This window comes from Humisphaera borealis (assembly GCF_015169395.1).
Lineage (GTDB): Bacteria > Planctomycetota > Phycisphaerae > Tepidisphaerales > Tepidisphaeraceae > Humisphaera > Humisphaera borealis.
In genome coordinates this window covers 6,585,602-6,607,531 of the sequence record NZ_CP063458.1, presented here as the reverse complement: position 1 = coordinate 6,607,531, position 21,930 = coordinate 6,585,602, and the positions used below count along the sequence as shown (strand labels likewise).

Here is a 21,930-nt window from a genome sequence, read left to right as displayed (position 1 = left end):
GATGACGACGGACGACGGCATTTCCTCGTGACGAATTGTTCGGATTGACGTCGCAGCTTCGTCGGGCGGCGGTCTCGATCCCGGCGAACATCGCAGAGGGGTTCATCAAGAGGGGGAAAGCAGACAAATTACGGTTTTATAACATCGCTCAAGGGTCTGCCGAGGAATGCCGCTACTACATGCTGCTCGTCAAAGATCTGGGCTACGCGGATACCAGCCATGAAACCGCGATCCTCCTGGAAGTGTGCCGGATGCTGAACGCATACGTGAATGCGATCGCAGCGGAGAGACGCTGATGCCGCCGATGGCGGCTGGCGTCGGAAGTCCAAAGTCGGGAGTCAGAGTCAGATTCAGAACTGCATTCTTCTGACTCCCGACTTCCGACTTCCGACTTCGCTTAGGGCTCGTCCTGAGCTTACGGCAGCGCCTTCAGCAACACCTTCACCACCTTTGTCAGTCCGCTCTTGGCCCCGCCGATGAACTGCTGGAACAGCTTGTTCGTGACCTCCATGAACTCCTGCATGTGCTCCAGCCGCTGGCGGGTGAGCTGAACGGCTTCGGCCTTGTTGCTCTTGCCCAGGTCGCTGTCGTCCAGCATCTTCTGGCACTGCTTGATCGTCTCCAGGACCGGGTCCATCTCGCGGCGCTTGCGCTCGGCGAGGATGATTGAGAACATCTCCCAGACGTCCGTCAGGCTTTCGAAATATTCACGACGTTCGCCCCGCTTGTGCAGCCGGCGGACGATGCCCCAGTCGCACAGCGCACGCAGGCTCATGCTGGCGTTACCACGGCTGATGTTCAGGCGGTCCATCACGTCATCCGTGCACTGCGGCAAACCGGTGATGAACAGGAACGCGTGGATCTCCGCCATCGTGCGGTTGATCCCCCACGTCTGTCCCATCTCGCCCCATCGGCGGATGAACAGGTCCTGGGCGGTTTGAAGAAGCTGCTCGGGTGTCCGAGGCGTCGCCGGAAAAGCCACGGGTACAAAAACGCTGCTCGTCGGACTGCTCGCTGGGGTCGCAATGGCCATAAGGGTCTCCTAAGTTTCAGTATGTACTGAAATATAGGGCGACACGCGATGGAATTCTGCTAACTCGTTATTTGAAAGATGGTTGCCGACATGGACAGCTATTTTGTGATAATTCGTCAGCGTTCCGCGGTTGGACAGGGGTTTTCCGTCGGGTAAGTTACCCCCCGGCGTCGCTCGGCGACGAACATTTCCACTTCGGAAAGGGGTCCAGATGAGCCAGTGGTACTACTCGGTTGACGGTGCACAACAAGGTCCGGTCGCGCTCGAACAGATCTCACAATGGGCCACCGCAGGCCAGTTCGACGGGCAAACGCTTGTCTGGCGAGAAGGGATGTCACAGTGGCTCCCCGCCGCGAAAGTGCCCGAACTGGCTGGCATCTTCGGGGCTCGCCGGCAACAAGCCTACGCTGCCCCAGTCGCCGAGGCAGTCGTTCAGCCTCAATATGCCGCCCCGGCCGAAACGCTGAATTACCAAGGGCCGAGCACTGGGGAATCCGTCACGCCCCGCATTATCGCCGCGCTGGTCGAAACCAAGCCTTGGGTCCGCCTGTTTTCCGTCCTCCTCTTTATCGCCGTGGGCATCATGGGACTGGCAGGCCTGATCCAGCTCCTAGGCGTCGTCGGCTTTGCCTCGTCTTCCCGAAGGGGAGGCGGTGTCGCCGCACTCGGCTTGCTTAGCGTCGTTGGGACGGTGCTCCTGTCGCTACTGTACTTCTTCCCTGCGATGTACCTTGGTCGCTACGCGTCACGCATCGCCGACCTCAGCCGTTCCCGCCGACAGTCCGACCTCGAAGCCGCGATGGAGGCCCAGAAGTCGTACTGGAAGTTCATCGGCATCCTGACGCTGATCGTCATCGTCATCTATGCGATTGTCTTCGTCGTTGTGCTCGGTGCCGGGTCCCGTCGGTTCTGACAAGGATCACAGCAGCGCTCAATCCGGCGAGAGGAACGCCCACGGACAGCCGTCCGTGGGTTTTCCTTTGGTGCACCGGGACGCCTTCGCTCACTTCTTCAATCCCGCCCGGTAAAACTCGATCATCTTCGCCAGCCCTTCGCGCCGGCTCACCACCGGCTGCCAGCCCAGGATCTGCTTGGCCCGCGTGATGTCCGGCTTACGCACCTTCGGATCGTCCGGCGGCATCGGGTGGTGGGTGATCTTGCTTTGGCTCTCGGGGATCAGGCTCAGCACTTCCTTGGCGATATCCAGGATCGTCAACTCCTGCGGATTGCCGAGATTGATCGGCTCGTGGAAGTCGCTCTCCATCACCATGTTAATGCCGCGCACCAAGTCGCTCACGTAACACAGGCTGCGCGTCTGCTTGCCGTCGCCAAAGACCGTCAGCGGCTCGTTGTTGAGCGCCTGGCGGATGAAGCTGATCACCACCCGGCCGTCGTGCGGATCCATGCGCGGGCCGTAGGTGTTGAAGATGCGGATGATGCGCGTGTCCGCACCGCGCTCGCGGTGGTACGCCATCGTGCAGGCTTCCGAGAACCGCTTGGGCTCGTCGTACATGCTGCGCAGGCCGATCGGATTGACATTGCCCCAGTAGGTTTCCGGCTGCGGGTTCACCTGCGGGTCGCCGTAGCATTCGCTGGTGCTGGCCATCAGGAACCGGGCGTTCTTCTCCAGGCACAGTTCCAGCAGGTTCCAGGTGCCCTGGCTGTTGACCTTCACGGTCGCGATCTGGTGCTTCACGTACCCGATCGGGCTCGCCGGCGACGCCATGTGATAGATCCGGTCGATCGGCCCGTCCACCTTCACCGGCTCAATGACGTCGGCCTTGATGAACGTGTACTTCGGATTGCCGGTCAGGTGGGCGATGTTCTCGCTCTTGCCGGTGATGAAGTTGTCCAGACCGACCACCTCGTGCCCCTGCGAGAGCAGCAAGTCGGTCAGGTGAGAAGCCAGAAAGCCGGCCGCGCCGGAGATGAGAACACGCATAGTCAGTTCCTTCGGAAGTAGGCAGTACGCAGTAAGCAGAAAAGATCACGCCTCTTCCTGTCGCACTGAATGTTCTGCCTACTGCATACTGCGTACTGCTTACTTAAAGATCCGAAACCGCAGGATCGTCAGGACCGCCTTGATCCCGTCGATCCACGTTATCTTCTTGCCTTCCTCGTAGCTTCGGCCGTGATAACTCACGCCGACCTCGTACACCCGCACGCGCGGGCGCAGCCTGGCGACCTTCGCCGTCACCTCGGGTTCAAAGCCGAACCGGTCGCACTTGAGCGGCGGAATCCGCTTCAGCACCGAGGCCCGGAAGACCTTGTACCCCACCTCCATATCGGTGAGGTTGAGGTTGGTCATCATGTTGCTCATCAAAGTGAGCATCCGATTCGCCACCGAGTGCCAGAAATAATGCACCCGGTGCGGCTCAGACCCGATAAATCGGCTGCCGTAGACGACATCGGCGCGGTCTTCGACGATCGGCTCCAGCAGCGTGGGATAGTCGTCGGGGTCGTACTCCAGGTCCGCATCCTGGATGAGCACCACATCACCCGTCGCCGCCGCGAACCCTGCTCGAACCGCCGCCCCCTTGCCGCGGTTCACCGGCAGGTGAATCACGCGGATGGGCACTTCAGGGAACATCGCGGGCAGCGCATCCAGCCGGGCCGCCGTGCCGTCCGTCGAGGCGTCGTTGACGCAGACAATCTCCTTCACAAGTCCCGCCGGCACCCTTGCCGCGACCACCCGCCCCACCAGTTCGTGGATGGTGCCGGCCTCATTAAAGACCGGTATCACGACGGACAATCGCAGGCCCGGCGACGAACCGGCGGCGTCGGGCAGAGCAGGCTGGGTCGGGTCGATCGGTTTGTCCATGTCAGTACGCGTGCGACAAACGCTCTCGAATCCGGAGTGCGCAACGACGAGGGCATCCTATCGGGGGGAGGGCGATTCGCAATCGATCGTTTTCCTTCCTGCAGCGTCCGGATAAACAAGCCCGCCCCGCCCCGGCTTGGTCCGGACGGTCGGCGAAACCCAGATTAAATCACTCCGCGATTTGACCCGCCGTTAGGTGGTGCACCTATACTCAAAAACCGACGTAAAACCATTTTCGGCAATAATTAACATCTCTTGCTGTATCGAAAGGTGTGTCATATGACCTGTTGCGGACTTTCGGATAAACCCCCCTTTCGACGTCTGCCGCCGACGGGCTTCACGCTGGTCGAGCTTCTCGTCGTCATCGGTATCATCGGCCTGCTCGTGTCCATCCTCCTGCCATCGCTGTCTCGGGCCCAGGAGCAGGCCAAACGCATCAAGTGTGCTGCACAGGTCCGCCAGCACTGTGCCGCCCTGATCATGTACGCCAACGACAATAAAGGCCGCCTGCCTGATTACGGCAACAAAAAAGGCGAGTTCAACCGGAGCGGCGTCACCGCGACGAAGGACGAGCTGCAACTCGTCCACCCCGAGCTCCGCGACATGCTCAAGGACGTCTACGGCGTGCCGCGGCAGATGTTCTTCTGCCCCACCAGCCCCGAAAACGACAACCCCGGCATGGCCTCGCCGCTTGTCTGGTCGCATACCGGCCACAGCGGCTACGGCTTTCTCGGTTACATGTTCCTCGCCGGACGGACCGAGCTGAACAAAGCCAAGCCGGCCGGCAACCCCATAGGCTCCACGGCAACCATCGGACCCTACACCGGCTTCGAGGAAGTCCCGCCGGGCATGACGATCTTCCCCGTCAAACTCACCGACCGGGCCTACTACGACATCCTCGTGACCGACATGGCCCGCAGCTACCAGAACGTCCTGGCACCGTCCAACCACCTGATCGGTGACGACCCCAGCGGCTACCTCCCGAAAGAAGCCAAGGGCGGCGGGTCGAACGTCGGCTTCATCGACGGACGCGTGGAATGGAAGGGTTACAGCGACCTCGGCCAGAAACCCACCGCCACCAGCGCCAGTTCACGCCGCCAGTTTTATCTCGGCCAGAACCGTTACTACTTCTGACGCCGCATCATGTCGTCGGGCGCAGCCGGCGAGCCATTACTCGTTGCCTGCGCCCGACGATGCGCCGTCGCCGAACATCGGCGTCGGCGGGTGCGACTTCAGCCGATCGTGCTTCTTCACCGCCATCTCGATCGCCAGCTCGATTGCCGCCCGCATGCTCCCGGGGTTCGCCCGGTTCTTGCCGACGATGTCGAACGCCGTGCCATGGTCCGGGCTGGTCCGGATGATCGGCAGGCCGATCGTCACATTCACCGCCCGATCAAACGCCAGCAGCTTGACCGGGATCAGCCCCTGGTCGTGGTACATCGCGACGACGGCGTCGTACTTGCCGTCCTTCGCCGCCAGGAAAACTGTGTCCGGCGGATACGGGCCGGTCGCGTCGATCCCCTGCTCGCGCGCCATCTGGATCGCCGGCGTGATGATCCGCTCTTCCTCGTCCCCGAACTGCCCGTTCTCGCTCGCATGCGGGTTCAGCCCCGCCACCGCGATGCGCGGGTTCGGCGTATCGAACCACTCGACCATTGCCTGGTGGATGAGCTCGATCGGATGAAACACTGCGCCAATGTTGAGCTTTCCCCATAAGCCGTTCAGCGGTACATGCACCGTGCAGAGCACCACCTTCAGCGGCCCGCCGGCAAACATCATCGCATGGCGCTTGGCCTGCGTTCGGCTGGCAAAGAGCTCGGTGTGCCCCGGATAGCCGTACCCCGCAAGCTTCCACGATTCCTTGGCGATCGGCGCCGTCACGATGCCGTCCACCAGCCCGTTCATCGCGGCGTCGATGGCATCCAGGCAAAACCGCATCGACGCTTCGCCGCCCATCTTGCTCGGCCCGCGGATGTCGGTGCCGAGGAAGTTGTAGCTGTCGTAATCCACGACGACGACATCGTGCGGATAGCTCCGCAGCCGACCCTGGTACGGATCGCGCCACCAGAATACGTCAAACTCCGCCAGGTCGGCGGCGTACGCCAGCAGCTCGTTCATCCCGTAGATGACATACTTGGCCCGCTGCCGCAGCACGGGGTCGGCCAGCGCCTTGACGATAACTTCCGGCCCGATGCCGGATGGTTCGCCAAGGGTGATCGCGAGGGTGGGTCGGTAGTCAGACATTGCGTAAGGCCATTGTTGGGAAGTCCGGAAGGAAAGTCGATAGGCGAACGACCGCGCCTTAAGAAGCTCAGGCAGCCACGCCCCGCAGGCGCATCACGCGTCCTGTCCCGTCCTCCGGTCATCCGGTAGAGCGTTAAGGGTCGGGGTTCCCGGCGCAGGCGTCCCCGACTTCGCCGAACGAACCCAAGGCGGAACTGCCAAACGAACCCAAGGCGACATCGCCGAACGAACCCGAGACCGCACCGCCAAGCGACCCCGTCAGTGACACGTGGCTTCCAGCCCGTGCAAGGTGCATGATGCTTCAGGCACCCGCTCGAATCGCACATCCCTATCTCCTCCGCCGCCAAACGAACCCAAGGCGATATCGCCAAACGAACCCAAGATCGCTGCTCGCGAGCGCTGTCCGTGACACGGCTTTCCAAACCGTGCAAGGTGCGTCACAGACGCACAGGCGTTCATCCTCAACTGCCACGTCCTCTTGCCGAACGAACCCAAGGCGATATCGCCGAACGAACCCAAGACGGCCAAATGAACCCGACGAGATTCGTCCAACGCTTCGCAAGGCTCCCATCCCCGCCGCGCAAAGTAGAAGGTCTGCCAACCCACGCGGCGTGGCGGCGACACATGTTAGTATTATATTCGGGACCGCCGAAAAGGAAAGAAAGATCCGTCAAGTAGTCCGCCGCGCCCTGAACTTTCCCCGCGATCACCCCACGCTCGACCAACTACCGCGGCCCGCCAAATTCTTTCCCGAACAGCAGCGCCACCACCAGCAGCGGCCAGAACATCGCCAGAAAAGGAAAGGCGGCCGCGATATCCGACCGCCCGCCGGAATCCGGCGCCTTGTCACGCCAGAACCAGTACCCGGCGACGACCATCCCAATCCCGAGGTAAATGAACATGCCCGGCGACATGTTCGTCTGCACGCAGACGAAAACCAGCACAGCGGCACCGATGCCGATCCATAGGAGGTTGGGCGGCAAGAATGGGGCGTCAGGCTTGTTCATCGTCCCCTCCTTCCTCAATCGGCCGCGCGATCCCCAACGAACTGGCCACACGCTTGGAGCCGACATCCGGTACCCGGCGAAGGGTCCAAGTTCCCGCCGCAACTCACCGTTGGCACCGAACATCGATTGATCCGTCCGCGTTTTTCGCGGATCGTAACTGTTTGAACTGCGGTTGCCGCGGTTTCGGGAACGCTACCTGAGCGTTCCAGGAGTTCGACGAGCCCACCATGACCACTCCCCTTCCTGCCAGTGGCGCTTCTGCGGGACTGTTGTTCGATGCCAGGTTTCGGCTGGGGATCGCCAGGGCCGCCGGGTTGTCCATTCCGCGACAGGTGGCAACGATACTGCTGATCGCGTTTCTCACCTACTCCGCAATTCGTGTGGGGCTACACGCGTCCAAGGACATGCTCGGCGACTGGGGCGTGTACTACCGCGCCGGCATTGCCATGCGCGAACATCGACCGATCTACACGCTTGAAGAGGGCCCGATGCTGACCTTCAAGAACGCGCCGATTATCGCCGTCGCGGCCGAGACACTGAGCATGGTCCCGGTCACCGCGGCCAGAATCCTGTTCCTGGCATCCGACTTCATCGTTCTCGCCGCCTTGATGGCAATGGTGTCGCGGCTGGCGGCATATGTGCCGGTCAGCAAGTGGGTGCCTGCCTGGATCGCGCTGGTATCGCTCGTACTGGTCCTCCCCTACTTGATGTTGCAACTCTACACCGGTCAGACCACGGTGATTTTTCTGGGGTTTACAGTGCTGGCGTTCTATCTGGCGGTTCACGACCGACCGTGGGCGGCCGGAGCCGCGCTGGCCATCGCGATCTGCCTGAAGGTGGTGCCCCTATGTTTCGTTCCGTATCTTCTGTTTACACCCCGACCGCGGCAGGCGCTCGCGTCGCTGCTACTGAGCCTTGCCGCTCTGCTCGCGCTTCCGGCGCTCTCGGTTGGATGGGATTCCAATGCGACATTGATCGCACAGTGGCCGGCACACTTGCGCGACACAGAGATTCCATCGCAGGCATGGCGGCTTCAGAATCAGTCGATGTTCGCCGAAATGGCGCGAACACTTTCTTCCACCGGATACCACATCAATGTCGTCTCCTGGGACATCCATTCGGTCCGATTTGCCTGGCTGGGCCTGAGCATTCTATCGGCGGCCGTGCTTTATGCTTTCGTCTATAAAACGCGGCAAAACCCGTGGGCCCGGGCGACGCACCTTGCGCTTCTGATCATCTACATGACGATCTTTAATCCACTCGCCTGGAGGTACAACTATCTGGCGCTGGCCGTTCCGTATGTCGTCGTGCTGACCGCGTTGTGCCATTCGCCCCGTGACCGCCTGACGTGGGTGTTGCTTGCTTCGGCCGTTGTGCTCACGTTTACCCCCTATCATGCGCAGATCTATGGCGCGCGACTGGCCGGTGCGATGATGTTGATGGCGGCGGTTATTCGCTCATTCCAGCGCGCCAGTCGACTGCGTGATGCGGGCGACCTGCTGGTCCCTCGAGTTTCAGATACAAGTCGCTCGGCATGCTGAGGCATTGTTTCCCATCTGCCGCGTTCTCCCACCCGACCGGGGCGATCAACAAGGGGTGATGGCAGGGCCACCAAGTTTCGGGACATGAAGACACTGTCGTCGGGACTGGATGGACCGCCTGGTCACACCGTGCCGCTCGTCGGACCCATCGCGGTCGTCGGCGCTGCAGTTCATCCAGACTACCCCGGCAGCTCCCCGTTGCCGGTCAGAGCCCTCCACCTGCCGGGGAAAACCTGACAGCAACTCTCCGGAATCCATAATTTGCCCGGCATCATGCTCCGGGGCCGGGTCGTAGGTTCTGCGTGTGGAAGAGAGGTGCGCTCTTTTCATCCCAGTTCGCGAACGAGGACAACGCCATGACCCGCCCGATCCCATCCGTTTCCAAGTCGTCGAAGATCGAACCCAGGAAGCTGATTCGCCGGGCCGCGCGTCGCGCGTTGCCGCCGTGCCTGGGCGTGGAGCTGCTGGAAGGCCGGGCGCTGCTCAGCGGCGACGTGGCCGGCACCGTCTACGACGACGTCAACAACGACGGCATCAAGAACAACGGCGAGAACGGCCTGCCCGGCTGGACGGTGTTTGTCGACGTCAACCGCAACGGCGGACTGGACGCGGGAGAACCCGCGGGCGTCACAAACAAGGACGGCGACTACCTGATCACCAGTACCTACCTAGGCGTGCGGAGCATTCGCGAGATCGTCCCGGCCGGGTGGACGCCGTCGGCCGGCACCGCCAGCAGCAAAGACACGCTGATCGAGGACGGCAAGGAGGCGAAGGTCGACTTCTTCAACTTCCGGGCGCACGTCGGATCGATCGTCGGCAGCGTCTGGCAGGACATGAACGGCGACGGCATCCGCGCGACCGATGCGACGACCGGGCTGTTCACCGATCCCGGGCTGCCGGGCTGGACGATCTTCATCGACAACAACCGCAACCTGCTGCCCGATGCCGGCGAGCCTTCGACGCTGACCGATGCCAACGGCCAATACACCTTCACCAACTTCGCCCCCGGCGACTACGAAGTGACGCAGGTTCTGCCGGCCGGTTGGGAGGTCAGCAAAACGCACGACGTGCAGCAAACCGTCAGGGTGGTGGACGGCGGAACCACCACGGCGAGCGACTTTGCCAACATCAGCCTGATTAACGGCTCCATCCAGGGGACGGTCTGGAACGATCTCAACGGTGACGGCGTTCGGGCGACGGACCCGACGACCGGCGGCTTCTCCGAGCCGGGCCTGGAAGGCTGGACGGTCTACCTCGACCTCAACAACAATCGCGCGGCCGACGCCGGCGAACCGACCGCGACCACCAACGCCAGCGGCGTGTACCTTTTCACCGGCCTCGACGCCGGCGACTACGAGGTGACCGAAGTTCTGCCTGCCGGCTGGAACACCTCCCCGACGTTCGATCTGCGGCAGACGGTGGCGGTGTCCGGTGGACTGCTTTCGACCGCACGTGACTTCGCCAACTTCGGCAACTCCAACGGCTCGATCCGCGGCAGCGCCTGGAACGACCTGAACGCCGACGGTCTTCGCGGTGGTGCCGAGCCGGCGTTGGTCGGCTGGACGATCTATCTCGATCTCAACGGTAACGGCGCCAAGGATGCCGCCGAGCCGACGGCACTGACTGACGCCACGGGGACCTACCGATTCAGCGGGCTCCAGGTCGGCGAGTATGACGTCGTTGAACTGTTGCCCGCCGGCTGGGAAACATCGCCCGGTTTCGCCGGCGACTACGCGGTGAAGGTGTTCGGCGGAACAGAGTCCGTCGCACCCGATTTCGCCAACTACGCCATCTCGGCAGTTCTGCCCGGCACGGTCAGCGGCACGTTGTGGGAAGACATCAACGGTAACGGCATTCGCGAGTTCGACCTGGTCACGAGCAGCTTCGCCGACCCCGGCGTGAGTGGCTGGACGGTCTTCATCGACAGTAATTCCAACCGCGTGCTCGACGCCGCCGAGCTGAGCGCTACCAGCGGTGCCGACGGCAGCTACCGGATCAGCGGTGTCGCGCCAGGCAGCGTGAGCGTGGTGGTGCAGTTGCCGAGCGGCTGGCGGTCGTCGGCACCGGTGACGAACGTCCGCACGATCTCGCTGCGGAACGGCCAGGATGTGACGGCCCAAGACTTCGGCAGCGCACGGCTGCGTGAATCGTCGATCAGCGGCACGGTCTACGCCGACGCCAACAAGAGCGGCACGCGCGACGCCGGCGAGCGCGGGTTGGCGGGCATGACGGTCTATCTCGATACCAACGACAACGGCAACCTCGACGCCGGCGAACCCAGGGCTGTCACCTCCACCGATCTGTTCTTTACCCCGTCGATCGACGAGGCGGGCACCTACAGCTTCACCCACCTGGCCGGCGGCACCCACGTAGTCCGGTCGATCCTGCCGGCGACGCTGAGCGCCACGCCCACCGGCGAGCTGCGCCACGCTGTCACCATCACCGGCGCTGAAAACCGCACGGGCGTGGACACGGCAGCGGTCTTCCGGGCCAATGAGATCCGCGGCGTCCGATTCGATGACCGCAACGACGACGGCGTGAAAGACGCCGGCGAGCCCGGCGTGGCCGGTGTGACGGTCTTCGTCGACCTCGACCGCGACGACACCCTCGACGCCGGCGAGCCCACCGCCGTCACCAAGGTCGACGGCTCGTACGTCTTCACCGATCTCACCCCCGGCGCTTACGTCGTTCGCGAAGTGCTGTCCGGCGGAAACAAGCGCACCTTCCCTCGCACGACCGGCGGCATCCTCTGGCCGACCGGCGTGAGCAATCCCGCCGTCGGCAATGTCAGCCCCGGCAGCATCAACATCTCGCTGGCCAAGGGTCAGAAACATCGCCAGACGGTCAGCCTGACGCTGCCGAACACCGGCGCGCTGACGAATCTGGTTGACGTGTTCCTCCTGTTCGACGACACCGGCAGCTTCGTCAACAACAGCCCGATCGTTCGGGCGGCGTTCCCGACGATCATCTCGCAGTTGCAGACCGCGATGCCCGGGATCGATCTGGGCTTCGGCGTCGGCCGGCTCGAAGAGTACGGCAACTTCGCGTCGGAATACGGCACCGGCCGGCCGTTCACGCTGAACCAGCCGATCGTCGCCGCCAGTTCCGCCGGCTATATGACCGCGATCCAGGCCGCACTGAACCGCACGACCCCGGGCTACGGCGGCGACCAGCCGGAAACCGACATCGAAGCGCTGTATCAGCTCGTGACCGGCAAGGGCTTTGACGGCAACAACAACGGCTCGGTGCTCGACAGCGGCCCCGCCGGGCTGGCGTCCACGCAGTTGTCGCCGGGCCTCAGCGGAGACGTGCCCTCCTTCGCGTCGTTCGTCGCCGACCCGGCCAACTCGGTCATGGCTGCCGCCGGCAATGTCGGCGGCGGCGGCTTCCGGGCCGGCGCACTGCCGATCATCCTGACCGCGACCGATACCGGCTTTGCCTACCAGCCCAAAGGCGAATCGACGATTACGGGCGTGGGCGGCGTATCGCTGCCGATCAGCGCGCTCACGCAGACGTCTCGTCCGACGACACCGTTCAACAGCGGCGCGGGCCTTCAGGAAACGGTCACCGGTTTGAATGCCCTGGGAGCCTTGGTCATCGGCCTGGGCACCAATCCGCAGGCGACGCTCGACCCGCGGCAGGGGCTGGAGTCGCTGTCGAAGCTGACGGGCGCGGTCAACCGCTCGACCGCCACCATCGACAACGGAACGGCCGACCCGATCGCCCCCGGCGACCCGCTTTACTTTCAGATCGCCTCGGGCTTTGCCGGCAGCGTCGCCAATGGCGTGGTCAACGCGATCCAGAATGCGGTCACCAACGTCGCGGTCGATCTCACCGTGCAGGCGTCCGATCCGCGGGTGCGGATCACCAATTACACCGGAACGCTGACCGGCATCGGTGCCGGCCAGACGGCGACGTTTGACGTCGAGTTCATCGGCGACGGCGCGCCGCGCCGGTTAGACCTGCAATTCGTCCGGGCCGGAACCAACGTGGTGATGGGTTCGATCCCAGTCGTCATCGGAACGCCAATCCCCGGCGACGGCTACGAGTATTGCGAACTGGAAGACGGCGAGTTCGAAGACTCGATCGACTTCGGCGCCTCGACCAGTGCCGTGGCGGTCAACAGCGCGCCGAGTTTCGTCAAGGGTGCCGACCAGAACGTGCTCGAAGACGCCGCCAGCCAGATCGTCAGCGGCTGGGCGACGGCGATCAGCGCCGGGCCGGCGAGCGAAGCGGGCCAGGTGCTCGACTTTATCGTGACCAACGACAACAACGCGCTCTTCAGCGTGCAGCCCACGGTGTCGGCCGACGGCACGCTCAGCTACACACCCGCCGCCAACGCCAGCGGGTCGGCGGTCGTCACCGTCAGTCTGCATGACAACGGCGGCACGGTCGGCGGCGGTATCGACATCAGCCTGCCGCAGACCTTTATCGTGAACATTGCCGCCGTTAACGATGCCCCGACCGCCGGGAACGACAGCTATTCGACGTCGGAAGACACGACGCTGACCGTCACGCCTCCAGGCGTGTTGTCGAACGATTCGGACATCGAGGGAAGCGCGCTGACCGTGACGCTGGTCGATGCGCCGACCCATGGTACGGTCTCGTTGAATACCGACGGCTCATTCAGCTACACGCCGGCCGAGAACTACAACGGCCCGGACAGTTTCACCTATCGCGCCAGCGACGGCACCGCGAGTTCCAACCTGGCGACGGTGACGCTCAGCATTGCCGCCGTGAACGATGCACCGGTCGCCGCCGACGATGTCTACGCGACGGCGGAGGACCAGCCGCTGAACATTTCCGCGCCGGGCCTGCTGTCGAACGATTCCGACGCCGACGGCGATCCGCTGACCGCCGGCATCGTGACCGGCCCGGTCCACGGGACGATCACGCTGAACGCCGACGGTTCCTTCACCTACACCCCGGCGGCGAACTACAACGGCCCCGACAGCTTCACGTATCGCGCCAGCGACGGCACCGTGAGTTCCAACCTGGCGACGGTGACGCTGGGTGTGACAGCCGTGAATGATGCACCGGTCGCCGCCGACGATGTCTACACGACGGCGGAGGACCAGCCGCTGAACATTTCCGCGCCGGGCCTGCTGTCGAACGATTCCGACGCCGACGGCGACCCGCTGACTGCCGGCATCGTGACCGGCCCCGCCCACGGGACTGTCTCGCTGAATGCCGATGGGTCGTTCACCTACACCCCGGCTGCGAACTACAACGGCCCGGACAGCTTCACCTATCGCGCAAGCGACGGCACGCTTAGCTCGAGCGCAGCGACCGTGAGTTTGACCGTTTCCGCGGTCAACGACACGCCCGTGGCGGGCAACGATGCCTACTCGGTTGCCCAGGGCGCAACACTGACCGTCTCAGCCCCTGGTCTTCTCGGAAATGACTCCGATACCGACGGCGACCTGCTGAATGCCGTTCAGGTCACCGGTCCGGCCCACGGCACGCTGGTGCTGAATGCCAGCGGCAGCTTTGTGTACACCCCCTCGGCCGGATACAGCGGGACCGACAGCTTTACCTACAGCGCCATCGACGGCACGGCCGCCTCGGCCGCGGCGACAGTCACGATCGTTGTGACGCCGGTCGTCGTGCCGGGCGGAACGAAGTTCTATGTGGTCGATGGCACGACGACCGACACCTTCGGCTACGACGCCGCCGGGGCCGCGACCACCCGCAAGAGCCTGAACAAGGAGAATGCCGACCCGCGTGGCATCGCCGCCAAAGCCGACGGCACGCGGCTCTGGACGATAGACGAGAAGGGAGACGTGTTCGTCTACACGCCGGCGGGCAAGCTGCTCGGATCCTGGACGGCCAAGGGCCTCGGCAGGCCAGAGGGCATCACCACCGACGGCGTCAGTCTCTGGGTCGTCGATAACGATTCGGACAAGGTGTTCTACTTCGCCGGCGCGGCGGCCCGGTTGTCGGGCAAGGTGTCGGCGACATCGAGCTTCTCGCTGAACCGCAGCAATCGTGACGCCATGGATGTTGTCACCGACGGAAGCCACCTGTGGGTGGTGAACGACGGGTCGAAGCTCGACAGCGTGTTCCGCTACAGCATGCTGGGTTTGCTGGAAGGCAACTGGACGATCGACTCGGCCAACCGGACGCCGACGGGCCTGACCCTCGATCCGAACGATGTCAGCGACCTTTGGATCGTCGATGCCGGCACCGATCGGGTGTACGAATACGCCGGCGCGACGGCACGGCTTTCAGGATCGCAATCGGCCAGCGCGACGTTCCAGCTGGCGACCGCCAACCGCAACGCGCAGGGCATTGCCGACCCCCGCCCGTCGGTCGCAGCTTCGATTGGCGAGGCCGCGTCGGAGAAGGTCGAACTTCCGCCCGTCCGCCCCGCGGCCAAGCATGGTTCGGCAAAGGTAGAAGCCCCCGCTTCACCTGTGTTCGCCCAGACGTTGATTCGGCCGCAGTCGTCTTTGAAGGACGCCGGCGACACCGACGGCTCGGATGATCTACTGGCGGTCTGGGATCATGAACGCTGGGGTCTGAACTGATGTGAACCGACTCTGGGCCGCGACGTACGACCGCAGCGTCTTCGATCCAGTCCGCCGAACAGCCCGTGATTCCTGCCCTCGGGAGTCACGGGCCTGTTCCGCGTGTCGGCCGAGGGATTCCCAGTACGGCGGCGCAACGTCTGTTGGGATGTTTGTCTTGCTCCGGGATAGACCCGCGAAGGGGCAAAGGTAGGTCTCCAGCATAGGAGCCACCTTGCCACAGTCGCGTGAGGCCTGTCTTGGACACCTGCAACTCGTCAACCCTGATGGAAGCGCCCCTGCTGTCGCAGGGCCACCATGGTGATGCAGGCGCGGTCCACGACACCGACCGTCGTCATCCCCGGGGCTTCGATGGGCCATCGTCAGAACCCTGTTGCGGATTCGGCCGTAACGCCGAAGATTCGGACATGTCAACGCGGCTGGGACTTTCCCCGTTGTCCCCACTCTCACCGGTTCGGGTATTCGGCCTTGTTCTGCTTGTCGTGTTCTGTGTCGAAGGCGCGATCATGCTGCTGCTTCCGCGGCTTCCGACCTGGCTGCATGGTGAGCTGATGGAAAGCCTCCTCGACGCTGCCGTGCTGACCATTGCGACCGCGCCGGCGGTCTGGTGGCTGGCGATTCTGCCGCTCCGCCAGTTGTTCGAGGAACGCGGCCGACTGTTGAAGCGCATGTTCGAATCGCAGGAGCAGGAACGCGCACGCATCGCCGGCGACCTCCACGACAGCATCGGGCAGCACCTGACCGCACTGCTGGTCGGGCTATCGTCGATCGATTCGGCGGCCGATCTTTCCTCCGCCCGGGAGCGCGCCCGCGATCTGCGGGAACTCGGCGCGCAGGCGCACGATGAAGTCCGCCGGCTGGCCCGCGGTCTTCGCCCCGCCGTTCTGGAAGACCTGGGCATCGGACCGGCGGTCGAGCGGTTGTGCAAAGATTTCGAGCGCGTGCACGACGTGGCGATCCGGCTGAAAAGCGAGGTCAGCCGGCGGTTGGATCCGACGGTCGAAATCTCCGTGTATCGCATCGTCCAGGAGGCCCTGAACAACATCGCCAAGCATGCCGCGGCACGACGAGCGGCGGTCGACATCACCGTGGCTGATGGCGCTTTGTCGTTGTTGATCGAGGACGACGGCCGGGGTTTTGACGCGGGGGCACCGCTACTGGAATCACCGTCAGGCGGCTTGGGGTTGCGGGGCATTCGCGAGCGCGTGGCCCTGCTTCATGGGGAGTTTCGTGTAAAGTCGTCGCGGGGTGGCACGGCGATTCACGTGAGGATTCCCCTGGAACCGTAGACCATGCAGCCGAAGATCCGCGTCCTGATCGCCGACGACCATGCCATCCTGCGCAACGGCCTGCGCTGGATGATCGCCGCGCAGCCGGACATGGAAGTCGTCGGCGAAGCGAATGATTTTTCGACCGCCGTCGCACTCGCCGCTTCCACCAAGCCCGACGTCATGACCCTCGACCTGACCATGCCCGGCGGCACCGGGCTGGGCGCGATTTCTCGAATCCTCGCCGGCCGGCCGGCGATTCGAATTGTTGTTCTGACCATGCACGATGACCCGGCGTATTGCCGGACGGCGCTCGCCGCCGGCGCATCGGGGTACCTGGTCAAAAGCGCCGCCGACGCGGAACTGATCACCGCCATCCGCACGGTCCATCGGGGCCGGCTCTTCGTCGACATGCACAGCACTTCCGAGGCTGCCGTCGCGCCCAGCGTCGGCAAAGGCAGCGAACCGAATCCGCGGCTGGCGACCCTCAGCGCGCGCGAGCGGGAAGTCATGGTCATGGTCGCTGAAGGTCACACCAACCAGGCGATCGCCGATCGGCTGCTGCTGAGCGTCAAGACGGTCGAATCGTACCGGGCACGCCTGATGGAGAAGCTGGGGCTCGCCAACCGGGCGGAGCTGACGCGATTCGCGATGGACGTGGGCCTGATCGGGCAGTCCTCATCCGCCGAAGACCAGCGGGACCGGTGAAGGTCTACACTCGGGTCTGGCCGCAGGTGCACCCTGATCGCACACCATTCGATGACAGTGCGTATCAATCATCGTTCGCGATGCGCGAGATTGCCTCACGGATCGCCGCCGGATGGCCGCCGATGCGCGTCGCGGCCCCTTTGATCGTCGCGCACGCGACCTTCGAGCCGTTGTTGGCGGTCAGCGCCGCACTTCCCAATGCCAGAAACCCGTCGTCATGGCCGATCTCGCCGATCGGCGCGCCGAACACCTTCGCGTCCTTCAGGACTGACAGAGCAAATGTGCCAAACGCCTTGCCCTGCCGCAGCGCCTGGTGCAGCATCGCCCGGGCACAGGCTGGCGGGATCGGAGCTGTCGCATCGAGCAGCTGACATCCGGCGCTGGCCCGCCGGCGGACGAGCGACAACTCGCGGTTGAACGCCGTTACATATGCCTTCAGTCCGGTCGGTCCACTCTCAAAGTCGCCCGGACGGATCGAGATCACCCCGACGCCCCTGCCCAGATCGCCGACCGGCGGAATGTCAACCGTGGTGCCCATCTGCAGCTTGGCGAAGGTCGGATGGCGCGAAAGGCACCACATCAGCGCGGCCGAGAGGGTGATGGGCTCGGGCAGCGACTTGTTTGCTTTCCCACGCCAGGCGATGAGCGGCGATAGATCGAGAAACGTCTGCAAAGCGGCGGCATCGCCGCGGCCATCGACCGGTTGCGGCAATTCGAAGGGCGCGAACGTCGTCGGGTTTGGGAAGGTGACCGACTCGGCGATCCCCCAGCGGGCTTCGAGGCGCGAGATCAGCTCCTGAGCCGGTACGCCATCGGTCGCGACATGATTGACCCGCGCCCACAGATCGACCTGATCCCGCGGGCCGATCCGGGCGACGAATGCAAACGCCGGGAGATGGGCGACCGAGTCGTGCGTTCGCAGCAACGACTGGTCCCAGCGTCTGGGCGGAAGAAACCGCTCCGCCCCCTCGACCCACGAGTCCACGCCAAGCGAATACGTGACCGAATCGAAGGGCTCGGCCTGGTCGGCGGCGGCGCCACGGCGGACGCGGACGCGCGGCGCAGGTTCGGCGGCGAGAAACGCGTGCAGGCCGGCCGCCAGCCGCGCGGGCGGGTCGGTGTGGGGATGGTCAGGGTGAGGAGGGTCAGGAAGCTTGAGCCCGAACGCCGACAGGATGAACGTCGATTCCGGCCCCCGCAGCACAACCCCCGCACTGCGCCGCCAGCCGTCCTGCCGGTGGCGCAGTCGAGCCGCCTGGAGCAGTCGTTGCCCGGCGGTCAGTGCTGCCCCTGCGGCGAACAGACCTGCGAACTTCAGGCCCTGAGGACCTCGGCGTTCCATATCACAAATGTCGCAACTTCAATGCGTCATCGCAAGGAGCTGCATCGGTGTTCGCGCCAGACGCGGTACCGAAAGCCATCGCGATTCAGCGTGGCGGCGCGACGGTCCGAAGCTCCGGTTGCGTGGTCGCCGACTCGATCTCCCGGATCGCCGCCTCAACGGCCGACACCCGCCGTTGATTGAGTTCGCCGGCCGGGAAGTCCCCTTTTCGGCATTGCTCATTCAACTCGGTAATCAACTCTTTCAATTGTGGGATGGCGGTGCGGGCGGCGGTTCCGTAGGCGGCGATCTCTTTCATGATCACGCCGGTGCGCGATTCACTCCCGTGACCGCCCTGCGTTCTTGCGAAAATGACACCGGCTTCGATGCCCTCTTTGAATCGATACTTCGTCAGCGCCTTGAAAGCGCCCATCCGAATCTCGTTGCCGAACATCGTGTCGGCCGGGCAGCGGGTGCGGACCGCGGCGAGGACGTCGGGCGCCAACGCCTGGACGTCTTCGACAGTGAGCTTGTTTTCGAACAGATCTCGCAGCGTGGCCCGGGCCATGCCGTCGGGGCTGTTGGCGATGGCGCGGATCGCCGGATACAGCAACGCAGGGTCGGTTCCCTTCGGGTCGCGCATCAGGCCCTTGAAGATCGCGGTGGCCAACTCGGTCTGCGAGATCTGCACCGGGTCGGCCCATTCAATGGGCTGGAGAGGCTCGGCATTCTTCGCAGCCGCCTTGAGCATGTCGGGCAGCACCGGCCTGGCCGCGTCGCGCATGTTCTTGATTGCGTTGGCCGCTTTGACGCGAAGCCAGCGGTCTTCGTGCGTCAGCAGCCTTCCGAGAACGGGGAGGGCCTCGGCACTCTTAAGGTAGCCGAGCGTTTCGCAGGCACCCTGTCGCAGCCGGGCGTCGGCACCTTCGGCCAGGGCGATCAGTTCCGGCACCATCGCCTTGGCCTCGGGACGTTTGGCCAGCTCTTCGGCGGCCCACCCCCGCACGACCGGCGACCAGTCGCCAAGCCAGGTGAGGAGTTCGCGAGCCGACTTGCCGGTGCGATCAAGGTCGAACCGCCCCGACGCGATCGCGTCTGCGACATCCTTCTTAACAAGCCAGTTGGCCTGCTTCGCATCCCGACCGGTGATGCAGAGTTTCCGGAGAGGAATGGCGTAGGTCAGGACGTACGTCGCGTTGGGGCTCAGGCCGTAGTAGCCGCTCCTGCCGTAGTAGGTGTTGTCGTGGGTTTCGCCGGGGCCGAATTGCTCGCCGCCGTCGTAGGTGAACGAGCCGTCAGACCGGCGGACCAGGTCCAGATGCCACGACGCCTGCTGAAAGAATCCTGCCGTCGCCATCGGCCCGCCGGCATTGGCGCCCAGCGCGCCCCAGAGGTAGCTGAAACCCTGGCCGGTGTGGCCGTACTCGCGGTTCTGGTACGACGCGGTCACCATCCTGGCGTAGTACTGCGTCGGGCCGACCTGGTCTCCCTGGAGCGCAAACAGCACGGCCGCCATGGCGTTCTTGCCGTTGTTGTCATGGTTGGGCCAGGGGGCATGCTCGCCGTAGGGAACGGCACCCTTGTCCACGAAATAGGCGAAGTATTTCGACCCCCGTTCGATCGCCTGATCGACCTCCGGATCACGCACGCCGCACTTCTTCCCCATGACGATTGCCACGTTCGCGACCAGCCCCGCCGCGTTCACCGGGCCGTACGGCGGAATGGAACCATGAAGCTGGCCGTCGGCCGTGCGATGGGCGATGCCGTGTCCGTAGGTGCCGTACATGCTCTGGCCCTTGGCCAGCGACACCGTGTACTCATTGATCGCGTGCAGCACCTCTTTGTCGCCGGTGAGCAGGTAGTACTCGCACAGGAACAGGTTGCGATACGCCCATTCCCACACGACCATGCCGTCGCGAAGTTCCAGCTTCAAAGACTTCGGCGCCATCTTGCGGGCTAGCTCGCTGACGCGCGGCATCGATTCGGGATTGCCGGCCGCCATCAGCGCCAGGCCGTTGACGGCACCCCAGATGTCGTTCTTGAGCGGCTCCTTCTCCAGCATCCGACAGGCGTCGTCGAAGATGCGTTTGGATTTGGGGCAGTTGAATGGCGCGGTCGGGCTGTAGGTCCCCAGGACGCGAAGCTTCAGCTGGACGTCGCGCGTCATTCCGGATCGCCAGAGCCGCAGCTTCAGAACGCCGCCGGACGTCTCCTTCTCGGCTTCCTGGATCGCGAGCGCGATGCTCTTGCGGGCATCGTCGCTGAAGAGCGTGCCGCCGGTGCCGAGGATCACATCGTCCACCCGCACCACGCCGTCCGCCGGCGACCCGGCACCCACATGGGTAACCAGGATCTGCCGGCTGGGTGTGGTGGTCCGACCCTGCTGGCTTTCGAAGAAGTTGGCGGGCTTGGTGTAGATCCAGCCGCGCAGTCCCGTCGCACCGAGGTTGTAAGTGAGCTTGCGATCGATGGCCGGGCCGCGCGTCAGGTCCGGCGGACCGGCCGGTGTCTGGGCCGCCCCGGCCACCAGCCCGCTTGTCGCCAGGCAAAGATGCATCACGACGAGTTGGATTTTGCTGATCAAGGGGGCGGCGCCTCTGAAGTTCTTGAGTTGGCGTGCGACGAACCGTCGGTCCGGACTCCATGCCACACCGTGCCGAATCAACCCAAAACGGCCCGACCCGCACGAGGACTGGGAGCGCTGGGAAACGAACAGTACCCCAAAAACCCGGCAGAATCGAACATTCCCGGCCAGCGCGGCACGAATTCAGGCACACCTGCCACAAAGCCGGCCCCGCCCCTGCCTGCAGATCTGGCCGAACTGGTGAATGCCTGGCCGACGCTGGCCCCAGCCATCCGGGCCGGCATCCTGGCATTGGTGAAGGCTACTCAATGATCTGCTGCTAAACCGCGAGCGTGCCCGGGAAACCGGGCAGGTTTTTTGATTCCCGAGAGCGAGGTTCACATGGGACGACCGACGAAACAATGGGCTGGAGTGTTCGAGCCGTTACGCCAGCATTGGCGAGGGATCAACCGGGAGAATCGTGAAGCCTGGGCCAAGGTTCGGGCTGAACACAAAGTGCGCGACAAGCGTCGACCCAAGTGCCGGTGCAAGGCCTATCCTTGGCCCCATCGACCGACAGGTGGGCTTTGCCGCCACCCCGATCCGCCGTTGGAATGTTGGCAACCCAAACCAGGGAGCCGGCTGTACCGAAAGCGTTACGCCGGGCTTCGCCGACAGATCGCCCGCGCCAACGGACTTCATCCTATCAGAGACCGGGCGGCGATCGACGCCCTGATGCCCAAGACGCTGGCCCTGGCAAAAGAGCTGCACCGCGAGCTGCCCAAGTTCAAATACAGGAACATGGAGATCATAGAGAACGGCGTAAGGGGTCATTGGACGACCGCCGGCCCGACGATGTAGCGGCTGGCCCGGAGTGCGGCTAGCGAGTCGGGC

The 21,930-nt window shown here is 64.0% G+C and carries 15 protein-coding genes; 8 read left to right on the top strand and 7 right to left on the bottom strand.

The window, feature by feature from the left end; genetic code table 11:
- Positions 1-44 precede the first annotated feature (44 nt).
- Entirely contained in the window at positions 45-296 is a 252-nt protein-coding gene (locus IPV69_RS24870; RefSeq protein WP_206292429.1) for a four helix bundle protein, read from the top strand.
- A gap of 119 nt (positions 297-415) precedes the next feature.
- Here IPV69_RS24870 and IPV69_RS24865 read toward each other — a convergent pair whose 3' ends face one another.
- A complete protein-coding gene (locus tag IPV69_RS24865; protein WP_206292428.1) occupies positions 416-1,033 on the bottom strand; it encodes a GbsR/MarR family transcriptional regulator in 618 nt (205 codons plus the stop codon).
- A gap of 211 nt (positions 1,034-1,244) precedes the next feature.
- Here IPV69_RS24865 and IPV69_RS24860 point away from each other — a divergent pair, with 211 nt between their 5' ends.
- Positions 1,245-1,946, top strand: a complete 702-nt coding sequence (locus IPV69_RS24860; RefSeq protein ID WP_206292427.1) for a DUF4339 domain-containing protein — start codon at positions 1,245-1,247, stop codon at positions 1,944-1,946.
- A gap of 90 nt (positions 1,947-2,036) precedes the next feature.
- Here the strand turns inward: IPV69_RS24860 and IPV69_RS24855 are convergent, their stop codons facing one another.
- The gene (locus IPV69_RS24855) at positions 2,037-2,975 is read right to left on the bottom strand and encodes a UDP-glucuronic acid decarboxylase family protein (RefSeq protein ID WP_206292426.1); all 939 of its coding nucleotides are present in this window, start codon (positions 2,973-2,975) and stop codon (positions 2,037-2,039) included.
- 99 nt (positions 2,976-3,074) lie between these two features.
- Positions 3,075-3,854 (bottom strand): glycosyltransferase family 2 protein, encoded by a 780-nt coding sequence (locus tag IPV69_RS24850; protein WP_206292425.1) that lies wholly within the window; start codon positions 3,852-3,854, stop codon positions 3,075-3,077.
- Positions 3,855-4,133: 279 nt separating this feature from the next.
- Here IPV69_RS24850 and IPV69_RS24845 point away from each other — a divergent pair, with 279 nt between their 5' ends.
- A complete protein-coding gene (locus IPV69_RS24845) occupies positions 4,134-4,988 on the top strand; it encodes a type II secretion system protein (protein ID WP_206292424.1) in 855 nt (284 codons plus the stop codon).
- A 36-nt stretch (positions 4,989-5,024) separates the two neighbouring features.
- On the opposite strand, the gene pdxA is transcribed toward IPV69_RS24845, so the two are convergent.
- Both pdxA and IPV69_RS24835 read right to left on the bottom strand, forming a co-directional pair.
- Positions 5,025-6,098, bottom strand: a complete 1,074-nt coding sequence (gene pdxA / locus IPV69_RS24840; protein WP_206292423.1) for a 4-hydroxythreonine-4-phosphate dehydrogenase PdxA — start codon at positions 6,096-6,098, stop codon at positions 5,025-5,027.
- Between the two features lie 725 nt (positions 6,099-6,823).
- Positions 6,824-7,105 carry a hypothetical protein gene (locus tag IPV69_RS24835; RefSeq protein ID WP_206292422.1) on the bottom strand — a complete coding sequence of 94 codons (282 nt, stop codon included), beginning with the start codon at positions 7,103-7,105 and terminating at the stop codon, positions 6,824-6,826.
- A gap of 227 nt (positions 7,106-7,332) precedes the next feature.
- Here IPV69_RS24835 and IPV69_RS24830 point away from each other — a divergent pair, with 227 nt between their 5' ends.
- The 4 genes from IPV69_RS24830 to IPV69_RS24815 all read left to right on the top strand — a co-directional run bounded on the left by IPV69_RS24830 (position 7,333) and on the right by IPV69_RS24815 (position 17,152).
- On the top strand, positions 7,333-8,646 hold the full coding sequence (locus IPV69_RS24830) for a glycosyltransferase family 87 protein (RefSeq protein WP_206292421.1): 1,314 nt from the start codon (positions 7,333-7,335) through the stop codon (positions 8,644-8,646).
- A gap of 356 nt (positions 8,647-9,002) precedes the next feature.
- Complete coding sequence (locus tag IPV69_RS24825; protein ID WP_206292420.1) at positions 9,003-15,176, top strand: tandem-95 repeat protein; 6,174 nt, start codon at positions 9,003-9,005, stop codon at positions 15,174-15,176.
- Between the two features lie 434 nt (positions 15,177-15,610).
- A complete protein-coding gene (locus IPV69_RS24820; RefSeq protein WP_206292419.1) occupies positions 15,611-16,465 on the top strand; it encodes a sensor histidine kinase in 855 nt (284 codons plus the stop codon).
- 3 nt (positions 16,466-16,468) lie between these two features.
- Positions 16,469-17,152: a response regulator gene (locus tag IPV69_RS24815; RefSeq protein WP_206292418.1), complete on the top strand. Its 684-nt coding sequence runs from the start codon at positions 16,469-16,471 to the stop codon at positions 17,150-17,152.
- 64 nt (positions 17,153-17,216) lie between these two features.
- Here IPV69_RS24815 and IPV69_RS24810 read toward each other — a convergent pair whose 3' ends face one another.
- Both IPV69_RS24810 and IPV69_RS24805 read right to left on the bottom strand, forming a co-directional pair.
- On the bottom strand, positions 17,217-18,494 hold the full coding sequence (locus IPV69_RS24810; RefSeq protein ID WP_206292417.1) for a hypothetical protein: 1,278 nt from the start codon (positions 18,492-18,494) through the stop codon (positions 17,217-17,219).
- 85 nt (positions 18,495-18,579) lie between these two features.
- Positions 18,580-21,057, bottom strand: coding sequence for a DUF6288 domain-containing protein (locus IPV69_RS24805; protein ID WP_206292416.1), 2,478 nt, complete (start codon positions 21,055-21,057; stop codon positions 18,580-18,582).
- Between the two features lie 588 nt (positions 21,058-21,645).
- Between IPV69_RS24805 and IPV69_RS24800 the strand changes: the two genes are divergently transcribed.
- Positions 21,646-21,897: a hypothetical protein gene (locus tag IPV69_RS24800; protein WP_206292415.1), complete on the top strand. Its 252-nt coding sequence runs from the start codon at positions 21,646-21,648 to the stop codon at positions 21,895-21,897.
- Positions 21,898-21,930: the final 33 nt, after the last annotated feature.